Genomic DNA, 17,396 nt, shown 5'->3' with positions numbered 1-17,396 from the left:
GGTTTCTCACGCCGACAATCCCTAATCTCTCTTTATTTTATATATAACAACCGCTTGGGCTGTCGATACCATTTTTTCGACCAATCAGCATTGGTCTTTACACTACTTTAAACAGCTTGTGTCTGATTGTGTTTACATTGCTGTTTCATTTTTTGAATTTGTTCAATAATATACGGTGTTTCTTGGTACACGTAATAGTTAAGCCAGTTTGTAAAAATCAGCGTCCCTGTGGACCGCCAACGCACGATAGGCGCCTTTGTCGGGTCATCGTCGGGATAGTAGTTTTCAGGAACATCAATGTCGAGTCCCAAGTTTTTATCCCGCTCATATTCCCGCTGCAAGGTATCTCGATCGTATTCCGAATGGCCAAACACAAAAATGTGTTTGTTGTCCAGACTACGAACTATGGCAGCACCGGCTTTTTTAGAAGCAGCTAAAATCTCTAAGTTCGGATTCGCTTTTATCTCATCAACCGATACCGTCGTGTGCCTTGAATGGGGCATGTAGAAAATCTCGTCCATACCGCGAAGTAACATCGGCCTTTTATTAAGGACCTCGTTTTCAAAAACCCCGAACAGCTTCGTCGGCAACAATTCTTTGTCGATACCAAAGTGGTAATACAGTCCGGCTTGAGCGCCCCAGCAGATGTAGAGGGTCGAATACACGTGGTTTTCGCTCCAGTCCATGATCTCGGTCAGCTCCTGCCAGTAATTTACTTCTTCAAACGGCATCAGCTCAATCGGCGCACCGGTTATAATCATCCCGTCAAAGAACTTATCTTTGATTTCATCGAAGGTCCGATAGAACGAACTGAGGTGATGTTCCGATGTATGCGCCGCCTTGTGGCTCGCCATATGAAGTAAGGTGATGTCCAATTGTAACGGCGTATTGCTTAATGCTCTTAAAATCTGTGTTTCCGTTATTTCTTTAGTCGGCATCAGATTAACGATTAAAATTTGTAGCGGCCGAATGTCTTGTGTTTCGGCTCTTACCGTATCCATGACGAATATGTTTTCTTCCGCCAGTTTGGCAATGGCCGGCAAGTCTTTCACTACCGTTATGGGCATTTTGCATCACTCCTCCCTAAGCCCGTTACTCTCTTCTCTCTTCTTTCTCAAACGTTGAAAAACTCATTTCTTAATACTTATGTTTATCATTTAATTAACACTCACTGCCCCGTCCGAGCAACGGCCTCTCAACTCCGCTGTTCGTTTACAGTTGTTAACGCCTTCAACATTTACTATCCTCTTTACCATTATCATACTTGCTATGTGGTGACTGTTCATTACCGCTAAAACCGGTATAAAAAAACATCCTCCATTCACCGCTGTGAACAAGGACGTCTATAACGTGTTACCACCTTGATTTAGCAAAACCTCACGGCTCTGCCCTCAGCCGGTACGTCTTACAGTTGTAAGATTATACCGTGGCATTATAACGGTTGCATCCGCCGAGACTAAAGCTTGCGCATTCCACCTCGGATACTCCAAGACCATTTTCTTCGCATTCTTTTGCATCCCCTTCCACCTTACGGGACTCTCTGTGCCAACGCCCTGCGTTTACTTATCTCTTCATCGTCGATACTGTATGTTGATGTAGGCTATCGATGACTCGTTGTCGTTTCGATGTGATAACTATACCAATCATTCAAAAAGCTGTCAACAAGAGTTTTACGTCATTCTTTTCACAGTGGACACTTTGTAAGCAGTTTTACGTCATATTTCAAAGTGTATACTTAGTGCAATTTATGGCAAAAGTCAGCAATATAACTGAATCAAAAATATATAGGCTTAAAATCACAGCCCGCTGTTGCTATAGCCCTAAACTATAGCAAACCAAAATTAACAACTATAAATCAGTACACTCCTATAGTACTTTTGGGAGTATCTTTTCATCTTTTTTTTCCTCCCCGGACCGCCAATTTACTTTTTTGACCCTCTATTTTAATTCATAATTAAGCAATACAAACTTTATACTACATCAAAAAAGGGACTGCCGAAGCAGTCCCTAAATTGTATTTGTTTTTTTGTACTTACGCGTATGACTTATACTTTGTGCTTAACATCAATACGCAATAAGGAACGTTGTAGTGCGAGCTCAGCGCGATGGAAGTCTATGTCTGCATTTCTTGATTTCAAACGTTCTTCCGCACGTGCTTTAGCGCGTTTGGCACGGTCTTCGTCGATTTCGTCAGGCAATTCGCAATTCGGCGTTACAATGGTAATTACATTATTTTTAATTTCCATAAAACCGCCGAAATTAGCCATAAATTGGCGCGTACCGTCCGGTAAATCAATGCGAAGCGGTGCAATTTCAAGGGCTGCCACTAAATCGGCATGGCGCGGTAAAATACCGAGTTCGCCCAATTCAGTGCGCACTACCACAAATTTAACCTCACCCGAAAAGGCCTTTTTGTCAGGGGTAATTACATCGAGATGCATGGTCTTGCCTTCACTCATGAACTATTCCCCCTTCTCCGTCAATTCCTTTCCTTTAGCAATGGCTTCATCAATGGTGCCTACCATGTAGAATGCATTTTCCGGTAAATCATCATGTTTACCTTCCAAGATTTCTTTGAAGCCGCGCAAAGTTTCTTTAAGCGGTACATACTTACCTGGCGAACCGGTAAATACTTCGGCTACGAAGAATGGCTGGCTGAGGAAACGTTGAATTTTACGGGCACGGGCAACGGTCAATTTATCTTCTTCCGACAATTCTTCCATACCGAGGATTGCGATAATATCTTGTAAATCTTTATATTTCTGCAATACTTCCTGTACGCCGCGGGCAATTTTATAATGTTCTTCACCCAAAACTAACGGATCCAAGATACGGCTGGTGGAGTCGAGCGGATCCACAGCCGGATAAATCCCGATTTCAGCGATGGAACGGGACAATACGGTGGTCGCATCCAAATGCGCAAACGTAGCAGCCGGAGCCGGGTCAGTCAAGTCATCGGCAGGTACGTATACGGCCTGTACGGACGTGATGGAACCTTCTTTAGTGGAGGTAATACGTTCCTGAAGGGCCCCTACGTCATTGGCCAAGGTTGGTTGGTAACCTACGGCCGACGGCATACGACCGAGCAACGCGGATACTTCCGAGCCGGCCTGAATGAAACGGAAAATGTTATCGATGAATAAGAGTACGTCCTGTTTCTGTACGTCACGGAAATATTCAGCCATGGTGAGGCCCGTTAAGCCTACACGCATACGCGCTCCCGGTGGTTCATTCATCTGGCCGTAAACCAATGCTGTTTTGGAAATAACGCCGGATTCCTTCATTTCGTTCCAAAGGTCATTACCTTCACGAGTACGTTCACCTACACCGGAGAATACGGAGTAACCGCCATGTTCCGTTGCGATATTATGGATTAATTCCATGATTAATACGGTTTTACCTACACCGGCACCGCCGAATAAACCGATTTTACCACCTTTTACATACGGCGCAATAAGGTCAACGACCTTAATACCTGTTTCTAAAATGGTGGTTTCCGGAGCTAAATCATCAAATTTAGGGGCCGGACGATGAATCGGCCACATTTCAGACGCCTTTACCGGCGTATCATCATGGTCAACCGTTTCACCAAGTACGTTAAAGATACGGCCAAGCACGCCATCACCAACCGGCACGGAAATAGGGGCTCCTGTGTCCACCGCTTCCATACCGCGAGTCAGGCCATCCGTAGAACTCATGGCAACGGCACGCACGGTGTCATCACCTAAGTGTTGCATTACTTCAACCACAATCACTTCGTCTTTGCCGGATTCGCTTGTTTTTTTAATATGAATTGCGTTGTAAATAGCCGGAAGCTCTCCCGCCGTAAAGAGAACGTCGACTACCGGTCCGATAACCTGTACAACTTTACCGATATTATTACTCATTTAAGAGGTCTCTCCTCCTTTGTAGTTATACCTATTGCAAGGCATTAGCACCACCGACAATTTCAGAAATTTCATTGGTAATGCCGGCTTGTCGTAATTTATTGTATTCCAAATTAAGTGAGCTGATTAAATCCCCTGCATTATCTGTTGCAGAAGTCATAGCCGTCATGCGAGCGCCAAGCTCACTGGCGGAAGCTTGCAATAAAGCGTTATACACAGTAATTTCCAAATATTTAGGCAACAATTGGTCATAAATAGTTTTTTCGGAAGGTTCATAAATATATAGCTCATTAAGCTCCCCTTCATGATGCGGCTCCGTGACAACCGGCAATAATTTCACGCTGGTCACGTTCTGCGTTAAAGAGTTTACGAAATGAGTATAAATCAAGATAACTTCGTCAACTTCGCCTTCTAAAAACAACTTAGATGCTTCATCTACAATTTGTTTAGCATGGCTGTATTCCGGTTTGTCGGAAAAACCTACATGAGAATTCGTTACCGGATACTGATGATACTTCAAGTAATCAGTCGGCTTACGACCAACCGTAATCGTCTCATACGTATCAGGTGCTTTTTCACGAGTTTCCTGTGCAAAATATTTAATCAAATTACTGGTATAAGCACCAGCTAAGCCTTTGTCGGCGCCAATCAGAATATATAAGGTTCGCGAAACCTCGCGTACCGCGGTTAACGGATAGGACGCCAACACCTCAGGTTCTAATGTAGCAGATACATTTGTGAGGATTTGACCTAACTTTTCTGCATATGGTTCCGTAGATTTTGCTTTGGCCTGTGCACGGCGCAATCGAGCAGACGCTACCATTTTCATGGCCTTCGTAATCTGCTGCGTATTCGTAACACTTTTAATGCGCTTACGTAAATCCTGTGCACTGCTCATCGCCTACGCCTCCTCAGAAGTAATCAAGTGATGGGAAGTACCAAAGGATTCAATGCATTCATTAATCGCTTTTATCAAAAGTTCTTCCGTATCTTTGTCTAAGATTCTGGATGTTTGAATATTCGTTAAAATTTCACTGTAGTTGCTGTGAACATAACGCAATAATTCATTCTGGAATGCAGGAACATCGGCTACTTCAATAGAGGCAAAGTAACCGTTAATGCCGGCATATAGACAAACTACCTGTTCTTCAACTTTAAGAGGTGAGTACTGAGGCTGTTTTAACATTTCTGTCAAACGTTCGCCGCGATCAAGCTGTGCTTTGGTCGATTTATCAAGGTCGGAGCCGAACTGAGCAAAGGCTGCCAACTCACGATATTGCGCCAAATCGAGACGCAATTTACCGGCAACTTGTTTCATCGCTTTAATCTGGGCGCTACCGCCTACACGGGATACAGACAAACCTACGTCAACAGCCGGACGAATCCCGGAGTAGAACATATCGGTGCCAAGGAAAATCTGACCATCCGTAATGGAAATTACGTTCGTAGGAATATAAGCGGATACGTCACCGGCTTGCGTTTCAATAATCGGCAAGGCCGTAATGGAACCGCCGCCCAATTCATCAGATAATTTAGCAGCTCGTTCTAACAAACGAGAGTGTAAATAAAATACGTCCCCTGGATATGCTTCACGTCCCGGTGGACGACGAAGTAACAAACTCATGGCACGATAAGCCGCTGCCTGTTTGGATAAATCATCATATACACAAAGTACATGTTTGCCCTGGTACATGAAATGTTCACCCATGGCAACACCCGCATACGGAGCAATATACTGCATAGGAGCGCCTTCAGAGGCACCGGCCGATACTACGATAGTGTAATCCATAGCGCCGGCTTCCTGTAATTTCTGTACTACACGAGCTACGGTAGATTCTTTCTGACCGATAGCCACATAAATACAGATTACATCCTGACCTTTTTGATTCAAAATGGTATCGATGGCAATCGCCGATTTACCGGTACCGCGGTCACCGATAATAAGTTCACGCTGGCCACGACCGATAGGTACCATGGCGTCGATTGCTTTCAAACCGGTTTGCAACGGTTCAAATACGGATTTACGATCCGCAATGCCCGGTGCCGGGTATTCAATTGGTCGATGATCTTCTGCCGTAATGGATCCCTTGCCGTCAATCGGCTGACCCAAGGCATTAACTACACGACCGATAAGTTGTTCACCTACAGGAACCTGCATGATACGACCTGTACGGCGTACCTGGTCCCCTTCTTTAATAAGGAAATCATTACCTAACAATACAGCCCCTACGTTATCTAATTCGAGGTTCTGTACCATCCCATAAACACCATGAGGTAATTCTAACAATTCACCTGCCATGGCCTTTTCAAGACCGTAAATATGCGCAATACCGTCACCTACTTCGAGTACGGTACCCACATCATCAACGTTAAGTTCCACATCATAGTCCTGAATCTGCTGTTTAATTATGGCAGTAATTTCTTCAGGCTTCATTTTCATACTTAACCATTCACCCCAATCTCTGTTGTATCGGACTTAAGCAAATATTTCTTTAAATCCTCCATACGACGCATCAAACTTGCATCAATACGCGTATCACCAATTTGGATAATAAAGCCGCCCAGAATGGTTGGGTCCACTTTGATTGTAAAAATATATTGCTTACCCGTAATCGCTTTTAATTTATCGGCCAACTGCGTATAAATCTCGTCCGGCATTGCTTCACTCACTGTAACAGTGGCGGAGAAAATGCCACGTGCTTCCCGTGCTTTGTTAATAAACTCAGCAATGGCAGACTGAATATACCGTATGCGTCCGCGTTTGACCATAACAAATAAGGTGTTAAGTGCCATCGTATTAATGGCTTCACCGAATATTTTGGCCAAAACATTGCATTTTGCCTCTGCATCGAGGGCCGGGTACAACAATAAGGTGCCTAATTCAGGCTGCGTATCCATAACTTCTTTTACGTAGGAAAGATCCGTTTCCATTTGTTCCAGAATTTGCTGTTCCTGCGCCAATTCAAAGATAGCGGTACTGTATTTATCTGTTACAATGTCTACGCTCATACCAATCACCCTAATGCTTTACTGTCAAGCTTTTCAATGGCTTCTTTAACAAGGTCCACATTGGCTTGACTATCCATATTCTTAGCAACAATTTTGCCGGCAATGGCCATAGAAAGTGAAATCATATCTTCACGCATTTTTTCCATAGCTTTTGCTTGTTCACGGGCAATTTCGTTACGAGCTTCTTCTTTTTCACGTACTAGCTGTTCTTTTAATTCCTTAATTTGAGCCTGCGTATTCCGTTCAGCCAATTGGGCTGCCTTTTCAACAATCGCTTGAGCTTCTTTACGAGCATTGGCTAATTGTGCTTCATACTCTTTTTTGGTAGCTTCCGCAGAATCCAAAGTAGCCTGTGCATTCGCCAAATCGCCTTCAATCTTCTTGCGACGGGCTTCCATCACACCGACTAAAGGTTTAAACGCAAATTTTGCTAAAATAGCAACTAAAATAAAGAAATTGATAAATTGAACCAGCAATGTACCGTTTATTTCTACCAACGGCGTAACCCCCTCTTAAACTTGGAATTATAACTTGCCTTCTTATGTCTGTTCAATTTAATAAAGAACCGAATTATAATTTACCAACGATAACATCAGTAAATACAAGTACGATGGCGATAACGGTAGCAATGATAGGAATAGATTCGATCAAACCGATGGAAATAAATAAATTAGTCATAATCTTACCGGCCATTTCAGGCTGACGAGTCATACCTTCAAATGCTTTACGAACTGCCAATGCATCACCAAAAGCTGCTGCGATCGCTGCCAAACCTGCCACTAAACAAGCACTGAATACACTTACTGACAACAAAATTGCTTTTTCCATAATAAAATCCTCCTAGAAAATGTTACGAATACAACCTGAGATACTCAAAATAATGGTTGGTAATACCGTGGTGATTAATGTTCCTCATCGTTGATTGCCATACCCAAGTATGACGTCACGAGAATTGTAAAAACGAAGGCCTGAATAACGCCGACAAATAAGCTGAATACGAGCCAAATAATCGGTGTCAAATACGGTGCCAAACCGTTTAACAACTCTAATACAATTTCACCTGCTACAATGTTGCCGAATAGACGAAAGCTGAGCGTCACCGGCTTAGAGATTTCTTCCATGATGTGGAAGATAACAAATACGGCAAAGGGCTGAAAGAAATGCTTAAAATAAGACGGTCCTTTCATCTTTGCCCCAATAACCCAAATACTCACTGAGCTGGCCAAGGCCAGACCTAAGGTCGTATTTAAATCGTTAGTAGGCGATGTCAAAATATGGGGACTCGGTATCAGCCCCAATTCATTACTTACTAAGATAAAAACAAAGAAAGTAAATAGTAGCGAACTTACCTTACTAAAGTGTTTACCTAAAGGACCTTTTAATTGACTTCCAATAGCTTCTAAAATAAACTCAACTACATTTTGTACGCCTGATGGAACCATATTGACCTGCCGTGTAGCAAAAAAGGCAACGACTATAATAATAGCAAACACTACCCAAGTCATATAGATAGTATCCATATTAAAAGCCATGCCCCACATGTGAACGACGTCATGAGTCCCGGTATGTAATTCCATAAGGTTCACCTCCTTTCGCCTATATTGCTACCCCATTACTCTATCGAAATTTTGATTAATACACATTAAATCACATTGGGACTATCCGCTTGGTTATACCGGATGCGTTCGTATATCGTCAACGGACGCCATAGCATCAAGCCCAACATATATGGTACAAACGGAAAATTCTCAAATAAATAAACGGCCAGCAAGGTGCCGATGGCGACCAGCGTAATACGAATTAAAGTACCCAGCTTAGTCGCTTTTTCAATAGTACGTAGTTCTTTATGGCGAAGTTTATAACCCCATAAACCTAAAATCAATAAATATAATAAATTAATAGCACAACCCCAAACCCAGCCTAAAATGTATCTCTCGTAATCAAAGACTTCTAATAATAATGTAGATGCTACGGTTACCACGATAAGGTAACAAGTCATACGTTTTACAAAATCCAAGAATACCTCCACGATTAAGCCCCTCACGACACAACCCGAAGATACAAGGAGTACAGGCCTCCTAATCCTCCTACTAGCCCTCCTATCAGCGTAAACCATGGTGACGCATCAAACAGATAGTCTAAGCCACGGCCTATAGCCAGACAGCCCAGAATGCTGACCAACAGGGAGAAACCTGCCGATAAGGCCACATTCAGTGCTTTTAGTGTGGTTGGATCGAGTCGCTTCATTGGAATCACCTTCTTTGTGATGGTTAAAACGGGGAAACTATGAATACTACTAATCTCTAACTTCTTTATTATAACAAAATTCAACTTTCACTAAATTATAACATTTTGTCATACGTTTAGCCAATATACCTATAACAAGTATACTTTTATCCAATTTTCTTATTATAAAAATTATTAATGAATTCAATTTTTAAAACAATATAAGTTTCAAGCTGTTCATCGATTCTTTTTTCGTTTTTAATTATAATTCATCACTAATCTTTTTATTATATTTAAGAATGTTGTGTATACTTTTTACGAATACAAGGGCCGTTTTTTCAAAGTTTTTAGTAAAAAAACGGCCTTACGAGCGGTAGATACATTAGCTGATATATATAACTAAGGGCGTTAATAACATCAGCTATTTACTACCTAAATACTATAAATTAATAACCGAAACGGCTCGGTTTTTTACCGCTATGCAAAAATTCAAAGCGCAGTGCTTCAACAATACGATTGGACGCAACACCGTCACCATACGGATTTACGGAGTTGGCCATCACATCATAAGCATCTTTATCCGCCAATAATCGATGGGCTGTATCATAGACCGTATTTTCATCAGTCCCTACCAGGCGTACTGTTCCGGCCGTTACCGCTTCCGGACGTTCCGTTGTATTGCGAAGTACCAATACCGGTTTGCCCAAAGCCGGTGCTTCTTCTTGAATCCCGCCGGAATCGGTCATCAATAAGTAAGAACGAGCCATTAAATTGGCAAACGGTTCATATTCGAGCGGATCGATTAAGTGAACGCGTTCTACATCACCCAATACTTCTTTAACAATTTTACGAACTTTCGGATTTTTATGTACCGGGAATACGACTTCAATATCATCAAATTCATCGACCAAGCGGTGAATGGCTTGATATACATGACGCATCGGTTCACCGAGGTTTTCACGACGATGGGTCGTTACGAGCACAATACGACGATTTTTATAATCTAAATTATTAAGCAAATCTTCTTCAAATTGGTAGTTATCTTTAACCGTAGTCTGAAGGGCATCAATAACGGTATTGCCGGTCACATATAAATGAGCCGAACCGATATTTTCTTTCATCAAGTTCTTTTCCGCACTGGAAGTCGGCGCAAAGTGATAGGTTGCCAAAGACCCGGTCAATTTGCGGTTCATTTCTTCAGGGAACGGTGAGTAAATATTACCCGTTCTGAGGCCGGCTTCTACATGGCCTACCGGAATTTCCTGATAAAAAGCGGCTAACGCGCCGGCAAAAGTAGTTGTCGTATCACCATGAACGAGTACTACATCAGGTTTTGCTTCTTTTAACACATCCTTTAGCCCTTCTAAGGCTCTGGTTGTCACATCATATAAAGTTTGGCCCTGACTCATGATGTTCAAATCATAGTCCGGCGTAATCGCAAATAAATCCAAAACCTGATCGAGCATTTCACGATGCTGTGCCGTTACCGTCACAATCGCTTCCATATCCGGAGCAGCTTGTAAAGCCTTAACTACCGGCGCCATCTTAATCGCTTCGGGACGGGTCCCAAAAATTGTCATCACTTTCAACATGTAATAATACCTCCCATGATTAGCCAGCCTACATACCCTGTATGCTACGAAGGCGCTTGTACAAGCGTACAAGCGCACCTATATTAATGTCTATTTGCTGCTCTATTTTCCTCGGCAATGACTTCATCTTTCGCAATCATCCCCAATTTAGTTGCAATAAACACGCAAACACACAAAATAGCCAACACTATAATAATGCCGACCAATATATTTACTTTTGCCAACAAAATAGCTACATAGCCCAACAATGCCGTAACGGCATACATCAACAATACAGCTTGTTTTTGCGACAAGCCGAGTGCCAACAGGCGATGATGCATATGGCCTTTATCCGGTTTAAATACCGGTCGGCCGTTAATCTTACGACGAATGATGGCAAAGGTAGTGTCTAAAATAGGCAGGCCTAATACAATTACCGGTACTACCAACGAAATGGTGGCGGCCGTTTTTACGGCACCCATAACGGAAATTGTGGCCATTGTATAGCCCAATAACATACTGCCCGTATCACCCATGAAGATTTTTGCAGGGTTGAAATTGTAACGCAAGAAACCGAGCGCCGCACCGGCCAAAGCCAACGCAACGCACGCTAAGTCAACCTGGCCCATTTGCCACAAAATTGTGAAAATAGTCAGGCTTGAAATCAATGAAATGCCGGCTGCCAAACCGTCAAGACCATCTATAAGGTTTACAATATTCGTAAAGCCTACAATCCAAAAGATGGTAAGCGGTATCGACAAAAAGCCCAAGTAGAACACATGACCCCAAGGATTGGTAATAAATTCAACCTGGTTACCAAAGGCCACGACTACAACCGCCGCTAAAATTTGACCTGTTAATTTTGTTTTTGGACCAATTTGCTTCACATCGTCCCAAATACCGACACCCACAAGCACAACGGAACCCAATAAGAGTCCCATTACGGCCTGCAAATCTTTTACGGTATAGAGGACCGAAACAATATAGCCTATAAAGATGGCCAAGCCACCTAAGCGAGGAATGGAACCGTGATGCACCTTACGCGCATCCGGCTTATCCATAGCCCCAATGTTAATCGCCAACCTTTTAATCAGCGGTGTAATCGCAAACGAGATGACCAACGCCACCACGAATGCCCACACGTACACCGTCATTACCGCACCTCCTCGTGCTCGTTCTTAGTTCGTAAGACTGCGTACAGGTGCCGGAATTCGTCCACCGCGCTGGATAAACTCTTCCGCCCCAAACGGACTTACTTCAATGATTGGGCAATAGCCCAATAAGCCGCCGAATTCAACCATTTCGCCCACAGTTTTACCCGGAACCGGAATCAAACGAACAGCTGTTGTTTTATTATTAATCATGCCAATAGCCGCTTCATCGGCAATAATTGCCGAAATAGTAGCTGCCGATGTGTCCCCCGGTACGGCGATCATATCAAGCCCTACAGAGCACACACAGGTCATGGCTTCTAATTTTTCTAAACTTAAACTGCCTACGGATACGGCATCAATCATGCCTTTATCTTCACTTACAGGGATAAACGCACCGCTGAGACCGCCTACATGAGACGATGCCATGAGCCCGCCTTTTTTAACCGCATCATTCAACAAAGCTAATGCCGCCGTAGTGCCATGAGCCCCACAAGAGGTAATGCCCATTTCTTCCAAAACATGCGCTACCGAATCACCTACAGCAGGCGTAGGCGCCAAGGATAAATCGATAATCCCGAACTGCTTACCCAAACGCCGCGACGCTTCCTGAGCCACCAATTGACCTACGCGCGTAATCTTGAAAGCCGTACGTTTAATCGTTTCCGCCACTTCGTCAAAAGGTCGTCCCCGTACTGCTTCTAAGGCATGCTTAACAACGCCCGGTCCGCTGACACCGACGCTAATCGTCGTATTGCCTTCCGTAACACCATGGAAGGCACCGGCCATAAACGGGTTGTCTTCAACAGGATTACAAAAAATAACAAGCTTAGCACAACCGAAAGCATCACGGTCCGCTGTAAGTTCGGCTGTTTGTTTAACAATACGACCCATTTCTGCTACGGCATCCATATTGATGCCCGCTTTAGTGGAACCGATACCTACAGAACTGCATACTAAATCAGTCGTCGCCAAGGCTTCCGGAATGGACGCAATTAAACGACGGTCGCCATCGGTATAACCTTTACTTACCAAGGCAGAAAAACCGCCGATAAAGTTAACACCCACAGCTTTGGCTGCTTTATCCAAGGCTTTGGCTACGGGCACATAATTGATTAAATCACTACCCGCCGCCACAAGTGAAATCGGCGTAACAGATACGCGCTTATTAATAATCGGCACACCGTATTCGCGCTCAATGGCTTCACCGGTGGCTACCAAGTGTTCCGCTTCTTTAGTAATATGATCATAAATACGATCACAAAGGGTATTGCCGTCTACGGCTGTACACCCCAATAAACTGATGCCCATCGTAATGGTACGAACATCCAATTTATTGTCATGAATCATCTGGTTGGTTTCGAGGATATTTTCAATACTTAACATATCATCACCTACCCTATACGATGCATGCTGAGGAAGATATCCGCATGTTGCGCCTGAATCTGAACGCCCAAAGCTTCCCCTTCAGCTTTCAAAGCTGCCTGCACTTTAGGTAAAGCTGTCTGATCCTTAGCTTCACACATCATAATCATGTTAAACATACCGTCTAAAATCGTCTGGTTAATCGATACAATATTTACATCGTTCTCAGCCAATACGGTAGCTACACGCGCAATAATACCTACTCGGTCTACCCCTACTACGGTTACAACTACTTTCATGCGATTCACCTTTCCCTTATACCTACATTATCAGTACTCTCTAATTTCAATGATGTTATATTATACCACAATTCGTGGCGCAATACCATATAGACTGCTAGCGGGACGTTACTTCATCAACCAATTCCTGACCGGCTTTCAAAAGTTGTGCCAACGCCTCATCACCTTGGAATGTTTCTGCATACACCTTATACAAGTCTTCCGTGCCGGACGGGCGGGCTACCAAAAAGCTATTGGCCGTCGTAATGCGCAATCCGCCGATAGCATAGTCACCATACAGCGAGGTAGTGCGAATATCTTCAATCGCTTCACCGGCAAGCTCCGTAGCCGTCACATCACTCGATTGTAATTGACTCAACCGTTCCTTCGCAGCCTTACTGCAAGGAGCATCAATGCGTTCAAACACGGGATCGCCGTAACGTTTCGTAAGGAATGTATAGAGAACATCCGGCGTCAGGCCATTGGTAACGGCAAACATTTCCATGGCCAAGAGGCCCATAATGATACCGTCTTTATCCGTGGTCCAAACCGTACCATCTTTTTTGAGGAACGAAGCACCGGCACTTTCTTCGCCGCCGATACCGATGGTGCCGTCAAATAACAGCGAAGAAAAATACTTAAAGCCTACCGGCACTTCATACACTTTAATGCCGTTATCGCTACAGAATTTATCCACCATCTGAGTCACAACGGCGGTTTTCCCAAAACCTTTACCCTGCCAACTGCGATTCAAGAACAGATACGCGCCGGCTGCCACCAAGAAGTGATTTGGTGCCATAAGGCCATCTTGCGTAACAATACCGTAACGATCGTAGTCAGGATCATTTCCCACGGCCAAATCATAATCACCGATTTTGGCAATCACATCCGCCATGGCATATTCGGAGGAGCAATCCATACGCACAACCCCATCATGGTCATAAGGCATAAAGCTAAACGTCGGGTCGTACTCATTGTTAATAATATCTAAATCAAGGCCATACTCTTCGCTGATGGCTTCCCAATATTCCATGCCGCTGCCGCCGAGAGCATTGATGAGCACTTTAGGTTTTGCTTTACGAATGGCATCCATGTTAATCACATCAGCCAACTCTTTAACATAAAGACCTTTGTAATCATATTCCCATTGCAACGCCGAATCAATTTCATCGATGGCCACCCGACGAATACCTTCACCGCCGTTTTGCAAATATTCATTAGCCTTATTTTCAATCCACTTCGTCACCGTCGTATCAGCGGGGCCGCCGTTAATCGGATTGTATTTGATGCCGCCCTGGTCCGGCGGATTATGGGACGGTGTAATGATGATGCCGTCCGCTTTGCCGTGACCTACTTTTTCTTTTAAAAAGTCCGGCACAAAGGCAATTTTCTCTTGTTTATCAATAATTTCATTGTAACGAATGATGGCACGCGAAACACTCGGAGTCGGTACAAAGCCATTTTCACCGTCTACCGCCGCCACTACACCATTGGCAGCCAGTACTTCGAGAACCGTTTCCAACGCCGGTTCCGACAACGCATGCGTATCATGCCCGACGAAGCAAACGCCGGTGGCACCAAACTCCTTACGCCCGTCACAAATAGCCTGTGCAATGGCTGCCACATGAAGCTCATTAAAACTGCCCGCTAACGATTTACCGCGATGACCGGATGTACCGAAAGAAATGCGCTGTTCCGGTTTGTCATAATCCGGTTTTTGGTTATAATAGGCTTCAATTACCGCCTCTAAGTTAATCAAATCTTCCGGACGAACCAATTTACCTGCTAATTCATGTGCCATAGTGCAGCCTCCAATTGTATTGAATATACTGTAAAATTCCTTAAAATCAGGAACGACTATCTACTAAAATATAAACGTTTAACTTTCATGTATCGCCAAACTCATTTAATCATTCATTTCAACCTGAGCCCGAACACGCTCAATGGCTTGTTGCGTGGCTGCTGAAGATTTAATGGAAAAACCGCGGCCAATAACTTCAGCCACATCGGTAACCATGAGGAACGCCGTGGGGTCTTCTTTTTGCACCGCTTCTTTCAACTTCGCCACCTGCATGAGACTGACTACCACCAGAATCACTTGCTTATGCTGATGTGTGTAGGCCCCTTCACCATTTAGAATCGTAGCCCCGCGACCGAATTGATACAAAATCAAATCACAAATCTTGTATGGTTTATAGGAAATAATAAATACCGCTTTACGCTGACTGAAGCCGACTACTACACGGTTCGTAATCATGGCCGCAATATAAATGCATACCAACGTAATGGCCGCCGCTTCCACACTGATTATGAAGCTGGCCACAAAGAGAATCACACAGTTGATACCCAGTGATACACTCCCCATTTGTAGCCCGTAATACTTACGAATAATCAACGCAATGGGATCAAGGCCGCCCGCATTACCGCCGGACCGATAAATAGTCCCCATGCCGAGACCGGTAAAAATCCCGCCTAAAATAGCGCCTACCAACGGGTCCGTCGTCAAATGATACACGTTCATAAAACTAAACGCATTAATCATGAACGATGAAACAACCGTACCGAAGATGGTAATCATTAAATGCCAATGACCGAGCCAACGATAGGCCGCATACAAAATCGGAATATTTAAAATTAAGTTCAATGTACCGATTTGAATACCCGTTAAGTAATATAACATCAACGCAATGCCGCTGATACCGCCACTTACGAGCTTATGAGGTACAATAAACGAATTGACCCCGAAGGAAAACAGCATCGTCCCGAACGTCACCAAAATCATGACCTTTATCGTTGTACGCCAGTCTTTTTCCATGTTGCTCCCCCTATTCTCTGTTGTCAAAAATCTGACTCACTCATCTCTCAATTCCTAGTAAAACTACATCAAAACTATATTAAACCTCTGCAAAGTATCAGCCCGGCCTTTGCCATAGCGGACTTACGCTTTATGTTCGCCTGTTCCGCTCGGTTCTTCCGGCAACGCATCACTCATAGCACCGGTCTGCACGGACCGCTCAATGGCGGCATTCACCGTAGCCGGCGTAGCCAACGGAATGGTAAAACCTTGTCCGATAACTTCCGCCGCATCGGATAAAATCATGAAGGCCGACGGATCTTCTTTTTGCACGGCCGCTTTCAACTTTGCCACCTGCATAAGGCCTACAACTACCAAAATAACCTGTTTGTGCTGATGCGTGTAAGCGCCTTCACCGTTTAAAATCGTGGCGCCACGACCGATTTGGTGAATAATAACATCACAGATTTTATACGGACACGTGGAAATAATAAAAATAGCTTTGCGCTGATTAAAACCAACTACTACTTTGTTGGTAACCATAGCTTGTACATAAATGCTTACCAACGTAATCGCCGCCGCTTCCACACTGATTACTATAGCCGCTGCGACTAAAATAACAAAGTTGATGCCAAAAATAATACTGCCCATCTGAAGGCCGTAATATTTGCGAATAATCATGGCAATCGGATCAAGGCCGCCCGTATTACCGCCGGAGCGATACACGATGCCAAGACCGAGACCGCATAAAATACCACCGAGCAACGATCCAATCAAAGGATCCTGCGTCATATGATAATCGGCCATAAATTCAAAGACGTTGATTAAGAGGGAAATTACCGCCGTTCCGAAGATGGTAATCATCAAATGCAAACGGCCCAGCCAGCGATAGGCAGCCCAGAGTATCGGTAAGTTAAGCAAGAGATTCAAAGTACCGACCTGAATTCCCGTCAGATAATAAAGCATTAATGCGACACCGCTTAAGCTACCGGATACCAACTTGTGTGGTACAATAAAAGCATCAAGCCCTATGGCAAAAATTAATGAACCGATGGTCGTCATAACTATGGCGTTTACGGTTTGACCCCACTTGAACTGCATAGTTCCTCCTAGAA

19 protein-coding genes are annotated in these 17,396 nt (G+C 43.9%); all 19 read right to left on the bottom strand.

Features of this window, described 5'->3' with window-relative positions:
• Window positions 1-107 precede the first annotated feature (107 nt).
• Window positions 108-1,067 (bottom strand): homoserine O-acetyltransferase MetA, encoded by a 960-nt coding sequence (gene metA, locus CCC71_RS02935; protein ID WP_021841614.1) that lies wholly within the window; start codon window positions 1,065-1,067, stop codon window positions 108-110.
• 324 nt (window positions 1,068-1,391) lie between these two features.
• Window positions 1,392-1,517, bottom strand: coding sequence for a hypothetical protein (locus CCC71_RS02930; RefSeq protein WP_264294629.1), 126 nt, complete (start codon window positions 1,515-1,517; stop codon window positions 1,392-1,394).
• A 528-nt stretch (window positions 1,518-2,045) separates the two neighbouring features.
• Window positions 2,046-2,459 carry an ATP synthase F1 subunit epsilon gene (atpC, locus tag CCC71_RS02925; protein ID WP_021841615.1) on the bottom strand — a complete coding sequence of 138 codons (414 nt, stop codon included), beginning with the start codon at window positions 2,457-2,459 and terminating at the stop codon, window positions 2,046-2,048.
• 3 nt (window positions 2,460-2,462) lie between these two features.
• A complete protein-coding gene (atpD, locus tag CCC71_RS02920) occupies window positions 2,463-3,887 on the bottom strand; it encodes a F0F1 ATP synthase subunit beta (protein WP_021841616.1) in 1,425 nt (474 codons plus the stop codon).
• 31 nt (window positions 3,888-3,918) lie between these two features.
• Entirely contained in the window at window positions 3,919-4,785 is an 867-nt protein-coding gene (gene atpG / locus CCC71_RS02915) for an ATP synthase F1 subunit gamma (RefSeq protein WP_021841617.1), read from the bottom strand.
• A 3-nt stretch (window positions 4,786-4,788) separates the two neighbouring features.
• Window positions 4,789-6,327: a F0F1 ATP synthase subunit alpha gene (gene atpA, locus CCC71_RS02910; protein WP_021841618.1), complete on the bottom strand. Its 1,539-nt coding sequence runs from the start codon at window positions 6,325-6,327 to the stop codon at window positions 4,789-4,791.
• 2 nt (window positions 6,328-6,329) lie between these two features.
• Window positions 6,330-6,896, bottom strand: a complete 567-nt coding sequence (atpH, locus tag CCC71_RS02905; RefSeq protein ID WP_156703915.1) for an ATP synthase F1 subunit delta — start codon at window positions 6,894-6,896, stop codon at window positions 6,330-6,332.
• A gap of 5 nt (window positions 6,897-6,901) precedes the next feature.
• Window positions 6,902-7,393, bottom strand: coding sequence for a F0F1 ATP synthase subunit B (atpF, locus tag CCC71_RS02900; protein WP_127058712.1), 492 nt, complete (start codon window positions 7,391-7,393; stop codon window positions 6,902-6,904).
• Window positions 7,394-7,466: 73 nt separating this feature from the next.
• The gene (gene atpE / locus CCC71_RS02895) at window positions 7,467-7,724 is read right to left on the bottom strand and encodes a F0F1 ATP synthase subunit C (protein ID WP_127058711.1); all 258 of its coding nucleotides are present in this window, start codon (window positions 7,722-7,724) and stop codon (window positions 7,467-7,469) included.
• A gap of 74 nt (window positions 7,725-7,798) precedes the next feature.
• Window positions 7,799-8,473, bottom strand: coding sequence for a F0F1 ATP synthase subunit A (gene atpB, locus CCC71_RS02890; protein ID WP_127058710.1), 675 nt, complete (start codon window positions 8,471-8,473; stop codon window positions 7,799-7,801).
• A 65-nt stretch (window positions 8,474-8,538) separates the two neighbouring features.
• Complete coding sequence (locus CCC71_RS02885) at window positions 8,539-8,913, bottom strand: ATP synthase subunit I (RefSeq protein ID WP_226974227.1); 375 nt, start codon at window positions 8,911-8,913, stop codon at window positions 8,539-8,541.
• Between the two features lie 23 nt (window positions 8,914-8,936).
• Window positions 8,937-9,143 carry an AtpZ/AtpI family protein gene (locus tag CCC71_RS10850; protein WP_021841624.1) on the bottom strand — a complete coding sequence of 69 codons (207 nt, stop codon included), beginning with the start codon at window positions 9,141-9,143 and terminating at the stop codon, window positions 8,937-8,939.
• Window positions 9,144-9,568: 425 nt separating this feature from the next.
• Window positions 9,569-10,714 carry a non-hydrolyzing UDP-N-acetylglucosamine 2-epimerase gene (gene wecB / locus CCC71_RS02880; RefSeq protein WP_021841625.1) on the bottom strand — a complete coding sequence of 382 codons (1,146 nt, stop codon included), beginning with the start codon at window positions 10,712-10,714 and terminating at the stop codon, window positions 9,569-9,571.
• A gap of 83 nt (window positions 10,715-10,797) precedes the next feature.
• Entirely contained in the window at window positions 10,798-11,847 is a 1,050-nt protein-coding gene (locus CCC71_RS02875; RefSeq protein ID WP_021841626.1) for a glycosyltransferase family 4 protein, read from the bottom strand.
• A gap of 24 nt (window positions 11,848-11,871) precedes the next feature.
• Window positions 11,872-13,230: a PFL family protein gene (locus tag CCC71_RS02870; RefSeq protein WP_021841627.1), complete on the bottom strand. Its 1,359-nt coding sequence runs from the start codon at window positions 13,228-13,230 to the stop codon at window positions 11,872-11,874.
• An 8-nt stretch (window positions 13,231-13,238) separates the two neighbouring features.
• Window positions 13,239-13,508, bottom strand: a complete 270-nt coding sequence (locus tag CCC71_RS02865) for an ACT domain-containing protein (RefSeq protein WP_021841628.1) — start codon at window positions 13,506-13,508, stop codon at window positions 13,239-13,241.
• A 97-nt stretch (window positions 13,509-13,605) separates the two neighbouring features.
• Window positions 13,606-15,288 (bottom strand): phosphoglucomutase, encoded by a 1,683-nt coding sequence (locus CCC71_RS02860; RefSeq protein WP_021841629.1) that lies wholly within the window; start codon window positions 15,286-15,288, stop codon window positions 13,606-13,608.
• 105 nt (window positions 15,289-15,393) lie between these two features.
• Window positions 15,394-16,302, bottom strand: coding sequence for a YitT family protein (locus tag CCC71_RS02855; protein WP_021841630.1), 909 nt, complete (start codon window positions 16,300-16,302; stop codon window positions 15,394-15,396).
• A gap of 123 nt (window positions 16,303-16,425) precedes the next feature.
• Window positions 16,426-17,382, bottom strand: a complete 957-nt coding sequence (locus CCC71_RS02850) for a YitT family protein (protein ID WP_021841631.1) — start codon at window positions 17,380-17,382, stop codon at window positions 16,426-16,428.
• Between the last annotated feature and the right edge of the window lie 14 nt (window positions 17,383-17,396).

It is taken from the genome of Veillonella sp. LMAG:90, from assembly GCF_008679445.1.
Taxonomy (GTDB): Bacteria; Bacillota; Negativicutes; order Veillonellales; family Veillonellaceae; genus Veillonella_A.
Note: the sequence above shows the minus strand (reverse complement) of the source record. Positions and strands in the feature narration are given on the sequence as shown.

What these genes read in the sequence shown, in the direction of transcription:
- atpE (WP_127058711.1), bottom strand. Translation starts at nt 7,724, where the DNA reads ATGGAAAAAGCAATTTTGTTGTCAGTAAGTGTATTCAGTGCTTGTTTA.
- atpG (WP_021841617.1), bottom strand. Translation starts at nt 4,785, where the DNA reads ATGAGCAGTGCACAGGATTTACGTAAGCGCATTAAAAGTGTTACGAAT.
- CCC71_RS02865 (WP_021841628.1), bottom strand. Translation starts at nt 13,508, where the DNA reads ATGAAAGTAGTTGTAACCGTAGTAGGGGTAGACCGAGTAGGTATTATT.
- CCC71_RS02870 (WP_021841627.1), bottom strand. Translation starts at nt 13,230, where the DNA reads ATGTTAAGTATTGAAAATATCCTCGAAACCAACCAGATGATTCATGAC.
- CCC71_RS02860 (WP_021841629.1), bottom strand. Translation starts at nt 15,288, where the DNA reads ATGGCACATGAATTAGCAGGTAAATTGGTTCGTCCGGAAGATTTGATT.
- atpC (WP_021841615.1), bottom strand. Translation starts at nt 2,459, where the DNA reads ATGAGTGAAGGCAAGACCATGCATCTCGATGTAATTACCCCTGACAAA.
- wecB (WP_021841625.1), bottom strand. Translation starts at nt 10,714, where the DNA reads ATGTTGAAAGTGATGACAATTTTTGGGACCCGTCCCGAAGCGATTAAG.
- CCC71_RS02930 (WP_264294629.1), bottom strand. Translation starts at nt 1,517, where the DNA reads ATGCAAAAGAATGCGAAGAAAATGGTCTTGGAGTATCCGAGGTGGAAT.
- CCC71_RS02855 (WP_021841630.1), bottom strand. Translation starts at nt 16,302, where the DNA reads ATGGAAAAAGACTGGCGTACAACGATAAAGGTCATGATTTTGGTGACG.
- metA (WP_021841614.1), bottom strand. Translation starts at nt 1,067, where the DNA reads ATGCCCATAACGGTAGTGAAAGACTTGCCGGCCATTGCCAAACTGGCG.
- atpH (WP_156703915.1), bottom strand. Translation starts at nt 6,896, where the DNA reads ATGAGCGTAGACATTGTAACAGATAAATACAGTACCGCTATCTTTGAA.
- atpD (WP_021841616.1), bottom strand. Translation starts at nt 3,887, where the DNA reads ATGAGTAATAATATCGGTAAAGTTGTACAGGTTATCGGACCGGTAGTC.
- atpA (WP_021841618.1), bottom strand. Translation starts at nt 6,327, where the DNA reads ATGAAAATGAAGCCTGAAGAAATTACTGCCATAATTAAACAGCAGATT.
- CCC71_RS10850 (WP_021841624.1), bottom strand. Translation starts at nt 9,143, where the DNA reads ATGAAGCGACTCGATCCAACCACACTAAAAGCACTGAATGTGGCCTTA.
- CCC71_RS02850 (WP_021841631.1), bottom strand. Translation starts at nt 17,382, where the DNA reads ATGCAGTTCAAGTGGGGTCAAACCGTAAACGCCATAGTTATGACGACC.
- atpB (WP_127058710.1), bottom strand. Translation starts at nt 8,473, where the DNA reads ATGGAATTACATACCGGGACTCATGACGTCGTTCACATGTGGGGCATG.
- CCC71_RS02875 (WP_021841626.1), bottom strand. Translation starts at nt 11,847, where the DNA reads ATGACGGTGTACGTGTGGGCATTCGTGGTGGCGTTGGTCATCTCGTTT.